At 38.2% G+C, this 16954-nt stretch carries 17 protein-coding genes; 13 read left to right on the forward strand and 4 right to left on the reverse strand.

The window, feature by feature from the left end; all coding sequences use genetic code 11:
- The first annotated feature begins 340 nt into the window (after nucleotides 1-340).
- Genes ACIQXW_RS01135 through ACIQXW_RS01150 form a run of 4 tightly spaced genes read left to right on the forward strand, consistent with a single transcriptional unit; the run spans nucleotide 341 to nucleotide 3630 of the window.
- Nucleotides 341-1333: an ABC transporter substrate-binding protein gene (locus ACIQXW_RS01135; protein ID WP_340825788.1), complete on the forward strand. Its 993-nt coding sequence runs from the start codon at nucleotides 341-343 to the stop codon at nucleotides 1331-1333.
- A gap of 15 nt (nucleotides 1334-1348) precedes the next feature.
- On the forward strand, nucleotides 1349-2341 hold the full coding sequence (locus tag ACIQXW_RS01140) for a FecCD family ABC transporter permease (protein WP_340825787.1): 993 nt from the start codon (nucleotides 1349-1351) through the stop codon (nucleotides 2339-2341).
- Nucleotides 2342-3124 (forward strand): ABC transporter ATP-binding protein, encoded by a 783-nt coding sequence (locus tag ACIQXW_RS01145; RefSeq protein ID WP_401020336.1) that lies wholly within the window; start codon nucleotides 2342-2344, stop codon nucleotides 3122-3124.
- A gap of 11 nt (nucleotides 3125-3135) precedes the next feature.
- Entirely contained in the window at nucleotides 3136-3630 is a 495-nt protein-coding gene (locus ACIQXW_RS01150; protein ID WP_340825784.1) for a HugZ family pyridoxamine 5'-phosphate oxidase, read from the forward strand.
- 181 nt (nucleotides 3631-3811) lie between these two features.
- Here ACIQXW_RS01150 and ACIQXW_RS01155 read toward each other — a convergent pair whose 3' ends face one another.
- The 4 genes from ACIQXW_RS01155 to ACIQXW_RS01170 are packed head-to-tail and all read right to left on the reverse strand — an operon-like array spanning nucleotide 3812 to nucleotide 6295.
- A complete protein-coding gene (locus ACIQXW_RS01155) occupies nucleotides 3812-4426 on the reverse strand; it encodes an ABC-2 transporter permease (RefSeq protein ID WP_402759435.1) in 615 nt (204 codons plus the stop codon).
- A gap of 19 nt (nucleotides 4427-4445) precedes the next feature.
- Nucleotides 4446-5072 carry an ABC-2 transporter permease gene (locus ACIQXW_RS01160; protein WP_402759437.1) on the reverse strand — a complete coding sequence of 209 codons (627 nt, stop codon included), beginning with the start codon at nucleotides 5070-5072 and terminating at the stop codon, nucleotides 4446-4448.
- Nucleotides 5069-5917 (reverse strand): ABC transporter ATP-binding protein, encoded by an 849-nt coding sequence (locus tag ACIQXW_RS01165; protein ID WP_340825781.1) that lies wholly within the window; start codon nucleotides 5915-5917, stop codon nucleotides 5069-5071. Before ACIQXW_RS01165 ends, ACIQXW_RS01160 begins: the two co-directional genes overlap by 4 nt.
- Nucleotides 5918-6295 carry a GntR family transcriptional regulator gene (locus ACIQXW_RS01170; protein ID WP_402759439.1) on the reverse strand — a complete coding sequence of 126 codons (378 nt, stop codon included), beginning with the start codon at nucleotides 6293-6295 and terminating at the stop codon, nucleotides 5918-5920. It lies immediately after the preceding gene.
- A 149-nt stretch (nucleotides 6296-6444) separates the two neighbouring features.
- On the opposite strand from ACIQXW_RS01170, the gene ACIQXW_RS01175 reads away from it, so the two are divergent.
- The 9 genes from ACIQXW_RS01175 to ACIQXW_RS01215 all read left to right on the forward strand — a co-directional run bounded on the left by ACIQXW_RS01175 (nucleotide 6445) and on the right by ACIQXW_RS01215 (nucleotide 16829).
- Entirely contained in the window at nucleotides 6445-6708 is a 264-nt protein-coding gene (locus tag ACIQXW_RS01175) for a YlmC/YmxH family sporulation protein (RefSeq protein WP_173477709.1), read from the forward strand.
- Nucleotides 6709-6717: 9 nt separating this feature from the next.
- Nucleotides 6718-7497 carry a dipicolinate synthase gene (locus tag ACIQXW_RS01180; protein WP_401009434.1) on the forward strand — a complete coding sequence of 260 codons (780 nt, stop codon included), beginning with the start codon at nucleotides 6718-6720 and terminating at the stop codon, nucleotides 7495-7497.
- Nucleotides 7491-8081 (forward strand): dipicolinate synthase subunit B, encoded by a 591-nt coding sequence (locus ACIQXW_RS01185; protein WP_340825777.1) that lies wholly within the window; start codon nucleotides 7491-7493, stop codon nucleotides 8079-8081. The genes ACIQXW_RS01180 and ACIQXW_RS01185 overlap by 7 nt, the downstream gene beginning before the upstream one ends.
- A gap of 82 nt (nucleotides 8082-8163) precedes the next feature.
- Entirely contained in the window at nucleotides 8164-9201 is a 1038-nt protein-coding gene (locus tag ACIQXW_RS01190) for an aspartate-semialdehyde dehydrogenase (RefSeq protein WP_402759442.1), read from the forward strand.
- 13 nt (nucleotides 9202-9214) lie between these two features.
- Nucleotides 9215-10114, forward strand: coding sequence for a 4-hydroxy-tetrahydrodipicolinate synthase (dapA, locus tag ACIQXW_RS01195; protein WP_402759444.1), 900 nt, complete (start codon nucleotides 9215-9217; stop codon nucleotides 10112-10114).
- A 370-nt stretch (nucleotides 10115-10484) separates the two neighbouring features.
- Nucleotides 10485-12152, forward strand: a complete 1668-nt coding sequence (locus tag ACIQXW_RS01200; RefSeq protein WP_402759446.1) for a ribonuclease J — start codon at nucleotides 10485-10487, stop codon at nucleotides 12150-12152.
- Nucleotides 12153-12465: 313 nt separating this feature from the next.
- A complete protein-coding gene (locus ACIQXW_RS01205; protein ID WP_402759448.1) occupies nucleotides 12466-14769 on the forward strand; it encodes an FtsK/SpoIIIE family DNA translocase in 2304 nt (767 codons plus the stop codon).
- 198 nt (nucleotides 14770-14967) lie between these two features.
- Nucleotides 14968-15696, forward strand: coding sequence for a GntR family transcriptional regulator (locus tag ACIQXW_RS01210; protein WP_139860220.1), 729 nt, complete (start codon nucleotides 14968-14970; stop codon nucleotides 15694-15696).
- 53 nt (nucleotides 15697-15749) lie between these two features.
- Entirely contained in the window at nucleotides 15750-16829 is a 1080-nt protein-coding gene (locus ACIQXW_RS01215) for a BMP family lipoprotein (protein ID WP_340825772.1), read from the forward strand.
- The last annotated feature ends 125 nt before the right edge of the window (nucleotides 16830-16954 follow it).

Below are 16954 nucleotides of genomic sequence, written 5' to 3' on the forward strand. Positions count from 1 at the left end.
AACGATAGTATGCTGAGTGCCAGGCACCCAAACAATTAGGCACCCAAACAATTTTTTTGCTAGACAGACTTTCTGCGGAAAAGCGTCTACTCGGAGCGAATCACCTTTATTTAATTCTTTGTTTCCAGTTTCTAGCGAGGTATTCAACGATTCAATCGTTAAATGCCTCGCTTTTTTATTTAGTTATTGGTTCACATGCTACAACTTGAAGAAGCAATATAAGCTATGCATATTTTTCAATTGGAAAAGATATTATCAATTAGACGTTGCTATTATCAATGAACTCTGATATTATGAATGACATTGAATATCATTATCAGTTAGTAGGGAGATAGAAAATATGAAAAAGTGGGTTTGGGTTAGTCTTTTAGTAATAGTATGTGCATTAGCAGGATGTGCAAAGCAAGAAGAAAAAGGTGTAGAAAAAGAAGCAGATAAACCAGAACAACAAGAAGTAGCAACAGATGAAAAAGAAGATGCATCAGAAGCATTAGAAGACGGCGTAGATGAAGAAGCATTTCAAAAAGCTTTAGCAAGTTTCCCGGCAGAGGTGCCTGACAAGATCGTCACTACATCTGTCCCGTTAACAGAGATGCTTCACCTATTAGGAATTACACCAGTGGGAGTTCCAACATCGACAAATCCACTTCCTAAAGATTTTGAGGCAATTACGAAAATTGGCTCACCGATGGCACCGGATTTAGAAGTCATTTCAAGTTTACAAACAGGTTTAATTATTGGGGCATCAGCTCTTCAAAGCTCGTTGGATCAAGCACTAACAGGGATGAATATTCCAACAGCATATTTACCAACAGAGTCATATGATGATTTAAAATTAAGTTTCAAAGTACTTGGTACATACTTTGGAAAAGAAGATAAAATGAATGAAGTGCTACAAAGTATTGTAGCGAAGGAAAATGAACTAGAAACACAGGGGAAAGGCAAGGAACTTCCATCTGTAATGCTAGTGATTGGTACATCTGATTCATTCATGGTTATGAACGAAAAATCATATTTAGGTAGTTTAGTTGAACGTTTAGGTGCAGATAATATTGCACAATCCGTGTTAAAAGCAGAATCAACATATTCACCAATGAACTTAGAAGATATTGTAGTAGCTGATCCTGATATGATTTTCGTATTAGCATCAGGTGATCATGGAGCGAATGAAGATAAATTTAAGCAAGAAATTGAGAAAAACAGTGCATGGACGCAATTGTCAGCTTATAAAAATGACAAAATCTATATGCTTGATTATAGTACATTTGGTGTGACTTCCATTGCCAATGTAGAAACAGCACTTACAACAATTGCAGATTATTTCTACAAGTAAGAATGAGGTTTAACTATGATTAGTACAACGAGAAGTCGCATAATCGTAATCGTTACCTTTGTGCTGACATTAATAGCAGCGATTGTTGCCATTGGACTTGGAAGTGTCCATATTACAATTCCAGAAATACTATCAACGATATTAAATGGCAGGACAAATGAAGGTGTGTATACAACGATAATTTGGGATATTCGACTGCCACGTGTGTTACTAGCATTGATTATTGGCGCAAATATTGCAATTTCAGGTGCGCTATTGCAGGCGGTGATGGGAAATCCATTAGCTGACCCAGGATTGACAGGTGTAACAAGTGGTGCTGCTGCCTTTGTGTTAATTATTATGTTAGCGAATCCGGAATTCACAAGCTACATTCCGATAGCAGCATTTGTTGGGGGCTTGCTTGCGGCAACAATTGTTTACGCATTAGCTTGGCGCCGTTCAGGTATTTCACCAATTACCATTATTTTGTCAGGTGTTGCTGTCAATGCATTAGGTGGGGGCATCATTGGTTTCTTATCCATCATGTATAGTGATCGTCTGCCGTCTGCCGTGCAATGGTTAAATGGTAGCCTTGCTGCGAAGGGAAATGCTTCGCTACATATGATTTATCCGTACGCGATTATCGGTTGGATTGTATCAATCTTTGCTATCCGAAAGGCGAATATTATCCGCTTAGGAGATCAAGTTGCAGTGAACCTCGGCGAAAATGTAACACGTATTCGTATTATGTTATCAATTTTAGCTGTATTTTTAGCGGCTATCTCAGTAGCGGCAATTGGTATGATTGGTTTTGTCGGCTTAATCGTTCCACATATGGCGCGCATGCTTGTAGGCTCAGACTATAAGTACATGCTTCCGATGAGTATGGCGATGGGCGCTATAGTATTACTTATAGCAGATACAGGTGGTCGGACATTATTTGCGCCACTAGATATTCCAGCAGGGATTATTATGGCTGTTATTGGTGGACCCTATTTCTTATATTTAATGCGAAAGAAGGCGTTTTAATTGTTAAAAATTGAACAGCTATCTGTCCGTTATGAGCAAAAAGAAGTTGTCCATAATTTTTCATTTGATGTCAACAAAGGAGAGGTACTATCCATTATCGGGCCGAATGGCTCTGGAAAGTCTACTATACTAAAGGCCATTGCACGTATGCAGCCTTACAGTGGTGGGACAATTACCTTCGATGGCGAAAATATACGTCGACTTTCGTCTAAAGAAATTGCACAGAAAATGTGTATACTTAGTCAGCGAAATCAAGCACCAGCAGATATTTCAGTTCGAAATTTAGTCGCTTATGGTCGCTATCCACATAAAAAATGGTTTGAACGTTTAAATGCAGAAGATGAAGAAATCATTGATTGGGCATTAGAGAGAACGCAGTTAATGCATTATCGAGATCAACCAATTGCGGCGTTATCTGGTGGAGAATCGCAACGCGCATGGATTGCGATGGCATTGACACAACGACCACAAATTTTATTATTGGATGAGCCTACGACTTATTTAGATATTGCCCATCAACATGAAGTACTGGAATTAGTACGAGAGCTTAATCGTGAAATGGGGATGACCGTTGTTATGGTACTCCATGATCTAAATCAAGCATCTAGTTATAGCGACCAAATTGTCGTTGTAAAGGATGGATACCGAGCACAAATTGGTACGCCTGAAGATGTGATGACGGAAGAAATGATTCAGCAAATTTATCGGATGGAAGCGGAAATTCAATATGTATCATGGGATTCCGCTCCACGAATTCAATTAAAAAGTACTGTGAAGGCATAGGAGGAATTAGGATGCAAAAAGAAATTAACATGGACCAAATTAAACAGGATTATGAAGCGTTTATACAAGGTAAAAAAAGTTGTGTTCTTAGTCTTGTAGATGCAGAAGGTAAGCCGTTCAGCAGTACTACACCATTTGTGCGACTAAACGGGAAATTTTATGTTTATATTAGTCGGATTGCTGAGCATTTTAAACTAATGGAGCAGTCTCAATTTGTAGATTTAATATGTGTAGCAGACGAGGCAGTAACAGCTAACCCGTTTGCGACAGAGCGTGCACGTTGGCAATGTACACCAACTTTATTAGGTAATGAAGGCTATGAGGAAGTGTTTGCATTATTCGATGAAGTGCATAATGCGAAAATGATGCAATTATTGCGCACACTTGATTTTTCACTATTTGAGCTAACACCTTTAGAAGGTCGTTACGTTGTCGGTTTCGGTAAAGCGTTTGATATTGATGTAACTACTGACACTTTAAAACATGTAGTAATTGATAAAAAATAGCATAAACGTGAGCGTTTGATTTTCGCTCCGACTGGGCGCTTAAGCAACGCCCCGCGGAAAGCGAGCAACCCGCAACGGAAATTAGCCTTCACCTTTACAAAGCAAGCCCCACCGTGGTTTATTTCACGGTGGGGCTTGTCCTATTTATGAATATTATTGGTCAGTCGGATTGTTGTTAGCATTAATAGATCTCTTTAGCTCTATACAGCACATGGCATTTTCGAAAAACGAAAATACTGATGATTACGCTAATTACTGTTGGTATTAAAATGACTGAAAAATTGACAGCTACCATTGATAAATAATAATGGATTGGAAAATTAACTAAAAAAATAAGTAATACATAAACGATCATTCTAAAGGAACGCATCCCTTTAGTCTCCTCTATATGGTGTGTATAAAATTGCGTACAAACAAACATAATAGCACAGCTAATATTTGCGAAATAAATAGCGAAATGCTCGAAGCTATCACTATGTTCGTAAAACGGTGAAAAATAAATAGGAGCAGATGTGATAAACAGTAGTGCAATTAAGCCGTAACAATAAAGATAATCCGCTTGTAACTGCATCTTTTTCGTTAAAGGAAGACTATTAACAAACAGTTCCCACTTCGCTTTATGATCTTGCGTATACATGCTTTCGACTATCGTCACAGAAAAAATTAACGCAAATATGACGATAGAAGAGTCACTGAAAAAATGTAAGTTTATGAAAGTAATGGACAAACTAATTATAAGTAACAAAAGTATATACCATTTTTGCATAGACAATCTATGCCATAATAAAGCTTTCATAGTGCATGCAACCTCCCTCCTAAAATTCCTTACGTTTATAGATTGCTGTTGAAATAAGAGAAGATAACCATAAAATAAAAAGTCCGATAAAAGGTGCGAGATAGCTCAAATGTTGTAGTTTAGAAACAACTAGCCAAATATTCGCAAAGTACTCATCTAACAAACCGATAATCAAGCCTGGAATAAAAAATAGGAAAATAAGAACGAATCTCCCTTTTATAGAGCCGAATTTTATATAGATTGGTAATATTAAAGCAAGCATACATAATGCTACCGCAATAATAAGGTTAAATGTAAGGAAATAATTAGCTGTTTCCCAATTGTTGGTGAAGTGATTAATTATAAAAACAATAGGTAACGCAATAATCAATGCGATAAACATTAGAAAAAGGCTGAGCATGTATTTGCTAAGGACAATTTCGCTCTTTGAAATGGGTAAAGTATTGGCATATTTATCAAAATCACATAGTTCATCATAAGTAAGAGCAGTGACTGCTTGAATAATTAGGATAAATAAAATAAAGGGAAAAATAAAATATCCTTGCTCAAACTCAATGGATATAAAAAGAATGGGAAAAAGAAAAAGCACTTTTGTCTTTAATTGCCGTTGAATGGTCATTAAATCTTTTACTAGAAGAGCAGTCATAATTGAACACTACCTTTCACGTAAAATAGCATGATATCTTCAATCGTAGGCCTTTCAACGGTAAATGCTTCACTTATTTCATTCTTTAGAACAAGTACCTCAAGCCCGAAAGCGCCATTACGTTTGCGGATAATGGCTTGCTCTGGTAAATCGCTTACTTCCTCTTTATTCCCTTTGAAAATACCGTAGTCATACAGTAAGACATCCTTGCTTTCACTAAATAAAATTTCACCATTATGAATAAATGTAATATAGTCAGCTATCTTTTCTAAATCACTCGTTATATGTGATGAAAATAAAATGCTATGTGTCTCATCCTGCATAAAATCTAAAAACAAGTCGAGAATTTCATCACGTATAATTGGATCTAGTCCACTTGTCGGTTCATCTAAAATCAATAATTTTGGATGGTGCGATAACGCTAATGCAATTGATAGCTTCATCCTCATTCCTCGAGATAATTCTTTTACCTTTTTTCGCTCAGGTACTTTAAATTGTGCCAATCGCTCAAAATAATAGGTAGAATCCCATGTTTTAAATACCTTTTTCATAAATTTGTCGAGCTGCGTCGCATTAAGCGTTTCGGGTACATGCAGCTCGTCGAAAACGACACCGATGTCGTTTTTTATCGCAAGCTCATGTTCGACAATATCTTTGCCGAATAGCAAAATTTCGCCATATTCTTTTTTCAATAAATTGAGCATGCATTTAATAGTAGTTGATTTGCCTGCACCGTTCTCACCAACAAAGCCCATAACAGTTCCTTGTGGTACTGAAAAACTAATATCTTTTAATGAAAAGCCTTCAAAGATTTTGTGTAAATCATGAATTTCTATGGAATTCATTTAGTTGTCCTCCTCTACAATTAACGAAAGTAAGTCTCCTAATTCCTCTTTTGAAAGACCTGCAGTTTTGGCTGTCCTTACGGCTTTTTGCAGATGCTCCTCTACTTGACGCAATAATTCCTCACGGAGAAAGTCTTGGTTGCGTTCAGTGACAAAGCTACCCTTGCCAGCTACGGTTTCAATAAAGCCATCTCGCTCTAAATCTGTATAAGCTCGTTTTGTTGTCATTACGCTAATTTTGAGATCCTTTGCGAGTGCACGAATAGAGGGGAGTGCATCGCCAGCCTGTAATTTATTTGCTAAAATTGCCTCTTTTAGCTGTACAGTAATTTGCTCGTAAATTGGTTTATCACTCGCATTGCTTAAATGGATATGCACAAATTTTCACCTCTCATTTTAATAAACTGTATATGCACACTATACACAGTTCAGCCTAAAGTTGCAACATTGAAGTACTTTCAATATGGGGCACGATTTGCAAAAACTCGGCATATATTGGGTTAACGGCTCAAGGAGGGAGATGAGGCATGCTATTATCTGAAATGGTGGATAAAGAGTTAATTCAGGTTGAAGGTGGTGTACATTTTGGCATACTGGCACACACAGAATGCCTATTAGATGTGCAGACAGGTAAGATACATGGATTTGAGATTATTAAAGAAAAATTACCATTCCAAAAGAAGAAAGTGAAAGTTAGTGAAATGATTCCATGGCATGAAATTATATTAATTGGGGAAGATCGTATTTTATTTAACAAAACAACGACGGTACAGTCCGAATTTTTACAGTGAGGTGAGCTTTTGGAAAACGAAAAATGGCTGGTGATCGGCGAGGACTCAAGGTTAAAAGAATTAGCAACGATGCTGCGAAGCCCTTCACGTACAGTATTCTATAAAAGAACTTCAGTTTGGAATGAGGAGTTAAATAAACTTGTTTTAGAGTTCCAGCCCAATAAAATTATTCTACCTATACTTCCATTGAAGATAGAAGTAGAACAATTATATGGCATATCACAAGTTAAGTTTTATACTGGGCGATTGACAATGCATTGGAAGCAGTTGCTAGAAAAAAATGAAACTAATTGCTATTTACAGCAAGAGTCTTTTATTTGGCAAAATGCGAGGTTGACAGCGGAGGGATTTATCGCCACGTTCTACGGACTCGAGCAGAAATGTATTTACGGACAAAACTTTACAATCGCAGGCTTTGGACGCATCGCCAAAATGCTCGCTTCTTTACTCGTAAAGATGGGTGCTAACGTGCATATTGTTGCGCGTTCAGTGGTACAAGTGAGTGAAGCGAAAGCATATGGCTATAAAGCGTCTGATTTAGATGATCGAAAATGGTCGATACATGATGGTATTTTCATCAATACGATTCCTGCCAAATGGATTACAGAATCGTTTCAGGACCATGTGCCTGCTGTGCTATATGATTTAGCTTCAGAGCCAGGCTGTTTAGATATTGATGCTGACCAGTTACAGACATATGTACTATTGCCATCATTACCTGGGAAATACTTTGCACATGATGCGGCAGAAATTTTGTGCAAGGCAATAGAGGAGGAAGAAAATTGCTGACGGGTAAACGAATTGGTTTAGGCATTACGGCTTCACATTGCACGTATGAGGATGTTGTACCCAAAATTCAAAACTTTATTAATGCAGGGGCTACAGTTATCCCGATTATTACCCACTCTGTATTACACGCTGCTACACGTTTCGGTACAGGAGAAGAATGGATTGCAAAAATAGAGGAATTGACAGGACAAAAAGTGATTTCTTCTATAAAAGAAGCAGAACCATTTGGACCTTCCAATCCATTGGATGCAATGGTTATAGCTCCAATGACCGGTAATAGTATTAGTAAATTTGCCAATGCAGCGACAGATAGCCCTGTGCTGATGGCGGCAAAGGCAACATTGCGAAACGGTTCACCTGTCGTGCTAGGCATTTCCACAAATGATGCACTTGGCCTAAACGGCATGAATATTATGAAACTGCTCAATTCAAAAAACATCTACTTTATTCCATTCGGTCAAGATTCACCCCACGGAAAACCGAATTCATTAATTGCTGATTTTAATCAAATGGTCGAGACGGTTGATGCAGCAATTACGCAGAAAACGCAATTACAACCACTGTTGATACAATATTTCAAATAAATCATTAATTGCACACAATTTTCAGTATTTTTATGATACAATAGCACACATTATGGAACTTGTATTCAAGGAGAGATGACAGATGACTAAGCAGTTAACAGTTGCAGTTGTAGGGGCAACAGGAGCAGTAGGTTCAAAAATGATGGAGCAACTAATTAAACGAAAATTTCCAATCGGACATATTAAATTTTTAGCTTCTGCACGTTCTGCAGGAAAACCAATCGAATTTAATGGTAAGACATATACAATTGAAGAAGCGACACCAGAAGCTTTTGAAGGCGTCAATGTCGCTTTATTCTCTGCGGGTGGTTCTGTATCGGCAGTGCTTGCGCCTGAAGCGGCAAAACGCGGGGCGGTAGTTATTGACAATACGAGCCATTTCCGTATGGATCCAGAGGTACCGTTAGTTGTACCTGAAGTGAATCGCGGCGATCTTGCTAAACATAAGGGGATTATCGCAAATCCAAACTGCTCTACAATTCAAATGGTTGCAGCACTTGAACCAATCCGTGCAACATTTGGCTTAACGAAGGTATTAGTATCAACATACCAAGCAGTTTCTGGTGCAGGTATTTCAGCAATTGAAGAATTAAAAGCACAAAGCGAAAACTGGGATGCAGGTAAAGATGTAGAAGCGAATATTTTACCAAGTGGTGGCGACAAACGTCATTTCCCAATTGCTCGTAATGTCATTCCACAAATCGATAAATTTACAGACAATGGCTTTACATACGAAGAAATGAAAATGATTAATGAAACGAAGAAAATTATGCATGCACCAGAGCTAAAAGTAGCTGCTACTTGCGTACGTGTACCTGTCGTTTCAGGACATTCTGAATCTGTTTATATAGAAGTAGAAAAAGATACGACAGTTGAGGGGATTTTCGAAGTATTACGTCATGCACCTGGAATTGTATTACAAGATGATATCGCAACACAAACTTACCCAATGCCAATTTACGCAGAAGGGGAAGATGCTACTTTTGTAGGACGTATCCGTCAAGACTTAGACAATAAAAAGGGATTCCATCTCTGGATCGTATCAGATAATTTATTAAAAGGCGCTGCATTGAACTCTATCCAAATTGCAGAAGCAATGCTTGAGGATAACTTACTATAAGAGGGGTGTAAGGATGAATTTAGGTCGAATTGGAACGGCAATGATAACGCCGTTTAAGGAAGATGGTACGATTAATTATCCGGAATTAGAACGTATTATTAATTACTTAATAGATAATGGCACTGATTGCATTGTTGCATGTGGCACAACCTCTGAAAACCCAACTATGACCACAGAAGAAAAAATTGAAGTAGTAAGATTTACAGTAGAGAAAGTGGCAGGCCGTGTACCAGTTATTGCGGGTACAGGGGATAACGAAACGGCTTATTCTATCGCCATGACGCAAAAGGCTGAAGAAAATGGTGCAGATGGTATTATGTTAGTAGCACCTTATTATAATAAGCCAAACCAACGAGGTATTTACGCGCACTTTGAAACTATTGCAAAAGAAACTAGGCTGCCTGTAATGCTTTATAATGTACCGGGACGTACAGGTGTGAACGTGGCATATGAGACGTCTGTTGATTTAAGTAAAATTCCTAATATCTCTTGGATTAAAGAGGCGAGCGGGAATTTAGATCAAATGGGCGATATTATTGAAAACGTTGAAGCTGTTGATAATTTCTTTGTATATAGTGGAGATGACGGCTTAACATTACCGTTGCTTGCAATAGGGGGCGCGGGAGTAATTTCAGTTGCGTCGCATGTCGTTGGAAATGATATGCAGTTAATGATCCGAATGTTTGAAGAAGGAAATCACAAGCAAGCTGCGAAAATTCACAGAGCATTATTACCATTAGTACGTGCATTGTTTGCCCAACCGAATCCTTCACCAGTAAAATACGCAATGACTAAATTAGGATTTGATACATTAAATGTTCGTCTACCAATGGTAGAAATGACGGATGAAGAGAAAGCAAACTTTGATTTAGTATGGGAAACATACCAAGAAAAAGCGAAAAGCTTTAGATAGTGATAGATGATACTATAGACAAACTCAGCAATACGAGTTTGTCTATAGTTTTTTTAACATTGTGGTGCCAGGCACTCAAACAATTTCTCTGCGATTTGCTGAGGTGTCAGGCACTCAAACAATTTAATGATAAGCTAAGTAAAAATCCACGAAGACTCCTGCGGGACTAGCCCACAACGTAAGTCGCAACAAACCGCGCGCACGCGAGGGTTGCAGCTTACACTGTGCCCGCGGAAAGCGGAGTGGATTTTTACGCCATAGGGGTTAAAATAATCGCATTACCTATATTTTTAATTTGTGCAAAAGCTTTGCAAACCGTATAATGAAAATAAGTGGTTGCTGTTCGGGATATTTTTTAGGAGGAAACAAATTGACAAAAAAGAAAAATGAACTAATTCGCATCATTCCACTAGGTGGCGTGGGCGAAATCGGAAAAGCAATGTGCATAGTAGAAATTGACGAAGAGCTATTTGTAGTAGATAGCGGTTTAATGTTCCCAGAAGACGAGATGCTGGGCATTGACATCGTAATTCCTGATATTACGTATTTAGAAGAAAACAAAGAGCGTGTTAAGGGGATTTTCTTAACACATGGTCACGAGGATGCTATTGGTTCAATCGCTTATATTTTACAAAAAGTGAAGGCACCAGTGTACGGATCAAAATTAACTATTGCGCTCGCAAAAGAACATTTAAAAGAATTACCTGCACCACATCAGGTGAAATTCTTTGAAGTAACAAATCGAAGCCGTATGAATTTCAACTCTACGTATGTGACATTCTTCCATACAACACATAGTATTCCCGATTCATTAGGAGTTGTGTTCCATACTTCTGAAGGGGCGATTGTTCATACAGGGGAGTTTAAATTCGATCAGTCTGCGACAGGTAAGTTCAAGCCAGATTTAGCAAAAATGGCGCAATTAGGTGAAGAAGGCGTATTTATTTTACTTTCTGAGTCTTGTGAAGCAGAGCGACCAGGCTATACGACATCTGAAATTGTGATTGAGGAACAACTATCAAAAACTTTCCATTCAGCACCAGGTCGTATTTTAGTAGCTGTATACGCATCTAACTTCATTCGTATTCAACAAGTATTAACACAAGCTCAAAAATCATTCCGTAAAGTGGCGATTGTAGGGAAACCTCTAGAAAAAGCTGTTGATCTAGGTGTACAGTTAGGTTATTTAACGGTTGAAGAAGATACTATTATTCCTATCTCTGATATGCAAAAATATCAAGAAGAAGAAATTATTATTATCGCAACAGGTAATAGAGGCGAACCGCTAGACGCGCTGGAAAAAATCGTTCGTAAACATCACCGAGATATTAAGATTAAACAAAATGATACAGTACTCATTACGTTTACTCCGTCTCCAGGTATGGAAGTACAAATGGCTAACACAATGAACTCCATTGCAAAAGCAGGAGCTGAAATTTTGACATCGAGCAAAAATGTCCATGTTTCAGGGCACGGCAGCCAAGAGGATTTAAAGCTAATGCTGAATTTAATGCAGCCGAAATACTTTATCCCTGTTCAAGGTGAATATCGTATGCTTATTGCTCACTCTAAACTAGCTCAACAGTTGGGTATGCAAAAATCACAAATTTTCATCGCCGATAAAGGTGATATAGTAGAATATAAAAACGGTAAAATGCGTATGAGCGGTCGAGTACAAGCCGGCAATGTATTAATTGACGGTATTGGTGTAGGCGATGTTGGAAACATTGTTTTACGTGATCGTAAATTACTATCTCAGGATGGTATATTCATTGTTGTTGTCACATTAAACCGAGCACAAAAGAAAATCGCATCAGGTCCCGAAATTTTATCGCGTGGTTTTGTCTATGTACGTGAATCAGAGCAACTGATGGTGGAAGCATCTGAAATTGCGAAAACCGTCATTGAAAAATACGTTGGAAAAGATACATTTGAATGGACAAACATTAAACAAGAGATTCGAGATACATTGAATACTTATTTATTCCAAAAAACGAAGCGCCGCCCAATGATTATCCCAATCATTATGGAATATTAAAATTTTAAACGACTATTTTACGCACGTTGCTACTAACGTGACATTTACGTAGCGTTGCCGATTGAATTTTCAAAAGGTTTGCTGAATGTCTTATAAAAAAATGCGACATTGCTTAAGCAAGCAACCTTTGAAAAATGGACTTGCCCTATAAGCGAGAGTTGTATTTTAGAGCAAGGTAAGGGAAAGTAGCGAAAGAAGAAAGGATTTTCTAGCCGATAAAAAACGGTGGAAAATCCTTTTTTTGAAATAATCGGGTTCTACATGATATTATTCGCTACATATATAGAATGGATTGCAAAAGAAGGTGAAAAAGATGGCAAGTAGTAAAAGAAGAAAAACAACAAAAGCAACAAAAGCAAAACCAACATCTGACAAAAAAGAAATGCATCCACTTATGTACGAAATTTTAGGGCTCATCTTAATCGCAATTGCGGTCATTATGATTTTTGAATATGGCATGATTGGACGTATTTTACAAACAATTGCCATGTTTCTTTTAGGAAATTTACATTTTGCAGTGCCATTTATGCTGATATTTGTTGCATTGCTATTAATGATTGGGCAGAAAAAAGTAAGCATGAAAGACCGACTTATTTTAGGAATGCTTTTAATTGTGATGAGCTTGACTATTTTTAGTCATGGGATTTTATTTGAGCAATTATCAAAATCAGGTGGCTTATTATCTGAATCGGTTCTTAGAGAGTCGTGGCGAATCTTAATTAATTCGGAAGGTGTGGTTCATCGCAGTGATGCACTTGGCGGTGGAATGGTAGGTGCTTTGTTATTTAGTGGCCTTCACGTATTATTTGAAGCGACAGGTGCGAAAGTGGTTGCTTGGGTTATTTTCTTTATCGGTTTAATTTTAGTGACGGGCAAGGCACTCGTTCCGTATTTAGCTGAAAAAATGCCTGTGCTTTTTGGGAAATGGCAAAAAAAACAGCGAGAAAAGAAAAAAAATGCGCCTAAGAAAGCAAAAAGTCGTCGTTCAAGAGCAGAAAGTACTGCGGACGAAGTTGCCGCTGTTGATCACGCCCATGAAGTACATGAGGAAGAGGAAGTTTCTCATGAGCCAATTATCTCAGCCTTTACACAAAATGTATCACATGAACGTGAAGAACCACTGCCAATCGCTGAGCACGTAGAAATTGAAGAAGGAGAGCCTATTGATGACGTCCACATTGGAAGTGCAGATGCTGTTGAAAATGCAGATTATCAACTTCCCTCATTCAATCTTTTGCAAATGCCTCCACAGCACGACCAAAGCGGTGAATATTCCGTAATTCAGGCAAATGCGAAAAAGTTAGAGCAAACTTTGCAAAGTTTCGGGGTAAAGGCTAAAGTGACGCAAGTCCATTTAGGGCCTGCTGTTACGAAATATGAAATACTGCCAGATATCGGCGTAAAAGTAAGTAAAATTGTTAACCTTCAGGATGACCTAGCTTTAGCACTTGCAGCGAAGGATATTCGTATGGAGGCACCGATTCCTGGTAAATCGGCAATTGGTATTGAAGTTCCTAATAGTGAGGTAGCAATCGTGACATTGCGAGAAGTGCTAGAATCAAAAGATGGAGCGAAGCCAGATTCGTTGTTACAAGTAGCACTAGGCCGTGATATTACTGGACAAGCAGTGTTAGCAGAGCTTAATAAAATGCCGCACTTACTTGTAGCGGGTTCAACAGGCAGCGGGAAAAGTGTGTGTATAAATGGCATTGTGGTATCCATACTAATGCGAACAAAGCCACATGAAGTTAAGCTCATGATGATTGACCCAAAAATGGTGGAATTGAATGTCTATAATGGAATTCCTCATCTGTTAGCACCAGTTGTAACCGATGCTCGAAAAGCGTCACAAGCACTTAAAAAGGTAGTATCGGAAATGGAACGACGCTATGATTTATTTTCACATACGGGCACTCGAAATATTGAAGGCTACAATGGTCATGTACAAAAAGTAAATGAGCAAACAGAGGAAAAGCATCCGAAGTTGCCGTATATTGTAGTGATTGTCGATGAGTTAGCAGATTTAATGATGGTAGCCTCCAATGACGTCGAGGATTCCATAACGCGTTTGGCGCAGATGGCTCGTGCGGCGGGTATCCATTTAATATTAGCGACTCAAAGACCAAGTGTAGACGTTTTAACGGGTGTTATTAAGGCAAATATCCCTTCACGAATTGCATTTGCAGTATCATCAGCTATTGATTCGAGAACGATTTTAGATATGGGAGGGGCAGAGCGTTTGCTTGGCCGTGGCGATATGTTATTTTTACCTGCTGGTGCTTCTAAACCTAAACGAGTACAAGGTGCTTTTTTATCTGATCAGGAAGTTGAAGCGGTTGTGAATTTTGTTATAGAACAACAAAAAGCACAGTACCAAGAAGAGATGATTCCGAGTGAAGAAGAGACAGTTTTAGAAGAAACGGATGAATTATTTGACGAGGCAGTCCAATTAGTTGTTAATATGCAGACAGCTTCGGTGTCCATGTTACAACGTCGTTTCCGTATTGGTTATTCTCGTGCTGCTCGCATAGTCGATCAGATGGAACAACGCGGTATTGTAGGGCCTCCAGAGGGCAGTAAGCCTCGACAAGTGCTTATTCATCAGTATGATAATTGATTCCTTAAAAAGGAAAAACAATCATTTTTTTCAGTATTTATGTCCAAATGTTTGCGACAAAAAGAAGGAAAAAATGATTTCTATAATTGATTTTGCTTAAAATAGTTTATTTCATTCTGCAAAAATGTTATATTTATGAACGATTAGTAGGAATGTTGTACATCAGATGTCTGATCTCTGATTTTGGTGGTGATTTATGTGACTATAAAAGCAGATCATCGTCATCTCTATCTTCAAGTAATTGATCGTTTAAAGTCTGACATTGAGACGGGCGTTTTTAAAGAAAATGAAAAACTTCCTTCAGAGTTTGAATTATCGAAATCACTAGGGGTAAGTCGAGCAACACTTAGGGAAGCGCTTCGACTGTTGGAAGAGGAAAATGTGATTGTGCGTCGACATGGGGTTGGCACTTTTGTTAATCCTAAGCCGTTGTTTACTTCAGGCATCGAGCATTTATCCAGTATTTCTTCTATGATCGAAACAGCAGGTATGGAACCAGGGTCTCGTTTTTTAAAGGCAACGGAGAATATCCCTTCTGATGAAGATTTAAAACGCTTCCAATGTGATGGCGAAGATAAAATACTCACGATTGAACGCGTCAGAACAGCGGACGGTGAGCCAGTAGTTTATTGTATAGATAAATTACCAGCAAGCTTCCTGCCTACTGACTTTGTTGACAAAAAAGAAGTTTCACTTTTCTCTGCACTTGAACAATCGGGTAAAATTCATGTTGCCTATGCTGTAACTTATATTGATCCAGTAGGGTATCATGAACAAGCATCACCGATACTAAATTGTGGTCGTGAAACTGCTCTTTTAGTATTGAAACAGCTCCATTATGATGATAATGATCAAGTAGTGCTGTATTCAAAAAATTATTTCCGAGCTGATAAATTCAGCTTCCATGTAGTACGTAAACGGGTGTAGAACATTTCTAAATTATTTTCCTGCTAATTACAATACCTCGGGGGGTTAACAAAATGAAAAAACGTAAATTTGGTTTAGTATTATCTTCAGTTTTAGCTGCAAGTGCAATTCTAGGTGCATGTGGTGCGAAGGACGAAGAAAAACCTGCAAAAGACAATGCATCAGGAGACAAAAACACTGAGGAAACTTTCTCAGTAGCGATGGTTACTGACGTAGGTGGCGTTGACGACAAATCATTTAACCAATCTGCATGGGAAGGTGTTCAAGCTTATGGTAAAGAACACAGCCTATCAAAAGGTGATGGTGGTTTCGACTATTTACAATCAGCTTCTGACGCTGACTATGAAACAAACTTAAACAACTTAATCCGTCGTGACTTTAACTTAGTATTCGGTATTGGTTTCATGATGGCAGATGCTGTTGAAGCAGTTGCAGCTGACAATGCAGATAACCACTTTGCATTAATCGATGCTGAAGTAAAAGCTGATAACGTTGTAAATGTTCTTTTCAAAGAGCAAGAAGGCGCATTCTTAGCGGGTGTAGCTGCTGCTAAAATGTCTAAATCAGGTAAAATCGGATTTGTAGGTGGCGTAGATATTCCAGTTATCAATCGTTTTGAAGCTGGTTTCGTTGAAGGTGCTAAAGCTGTTAACCCTGATATCGAAATTCAACGCAACTATACTGGTGCATTTGACAAAGCGGATCTTGGTAAAATCGCTGCAAACAGCATGTACTCTTCAGGCGTAGATATTATCTTCCACGCTGCTGGTGCAACTGGTAACGGTGTATTCTCTGAAGCTAAAGAACGTAAAGCAAAAGATCCTAACGCGAACGTATGGGTAATTGGTGTAGATGCTGACCAATACGATGAAGGTAAAGTTGATGATAAAACAAACATTACTTTAACTTCTATGTTAAAAGGTGTTAACGAAGCAGTAGTAGATATTTCAAACAAAGCGAAAAATGGTGAATTCCCAGGTGGTACAACAGTTGTCTACGGTCTAGCTGAAGACGGCGTTAAACTTGCTGACTCTCGTGGTGCAATTCCAGCAGACGTACAAGCTGTTATTGACGAATATAAAGAAAAAATTTCTAGCGGTGAAATCGTAGTTCCAGAAAAAGTGGAAAAATAATTCATCTCTTAATCATCATAAGGGCTTTACAACTGCCCTTATGATGATTTTTCAATCTATCGTTATATTTTGACTATTTGTAATACTCTGTTTGGATATATTTTATTTTTATATTATTTTTCCAT

Origin of the sequence: Lysinibacillus sp. NPDC097162 (assembly GCF_044762185.1) — a bacterium.
Lineage (GTDB): Bacteria > Bacillota > Bacilli > Bacillales_A > Planococcaceae > Lysinibacillus.

Coding starts and splice junctions, on each gene's coding strand:
- ACIQXW_RS01135 (WP_340825788.1), top strand. CDS start 341: ATGAAAAAGTGGGTTTGGGTTAGTCTTTTAGTAATAGTATGTGCATTA.
- ACIQXW_RS01140 (WP_340825787.1), top strand. CDS start 1,349: ATGATTAGTACAACGAGAAGTCGCATAATCGTAATCGTTACCTTTGTG.
- ACIQXW_RS01150 (WP_340825784.1), top strand. CDS start 3,136: ATGCAAAAAGAAATTAACATGGACCAAATTAAACAGGATTATGAAGCG.
- ACIQXW_RS01155 (WP_402759435.1), bottom strand. CDS start 4,426: ATGAAAGCTTTATTATGGCATAGATTGTCTATGCAAAAATGGTATATA.
- ACIQXW_RS01160 (WP_402759437.1), bottom strand. CDS start 5,072: ATGACTGCTCTTCTAGTAAAAGATTTAATGACCATTCAACGGCAATTA.
- ACIQXW_RS01165 (WP_340825781.1), bottom strand. CDS start 5,917: ATGAATTCCATAGAAATTCATGATTTACACAAAATCTTTGAAGGCTTT.
- ACIQXW_RS01175 (WP_173477709.1), top strand. CDS start 6,445: ATGCTATTATCTGAAATGGTGGATAAAGAGTTAATTCAGGTTGAAGGT.
- ACIQXW_RS01190 (WP_402759442.1), top strand. CDS start 8,164: ATGACTAAGCAGTTAACAGTTGCAGTTGTAGGGGCAACAGGAGCAGTA.
- dapA (WP_402759444.1), top strand. CDS start 9,215: ATGAATTTAGGTCGAATTGGAACGGCAATGATAACGCCGTTTAAGGAA.
- ACIQXW_RS01205 (WP_402759448.1), top strand. CDS start 12,466: ATGGCAAGTAGTAAAAGAAGAAAAACAACAAAAGCAACAAAAGCAAAA.
- ACIQXW_RS01215 (WP_340825772.1), top strand. CDS start 15,750: ATGAAAAAACGTAAATTTGGTTTAGTATTATCTTCAGTTTTAGCTGCA.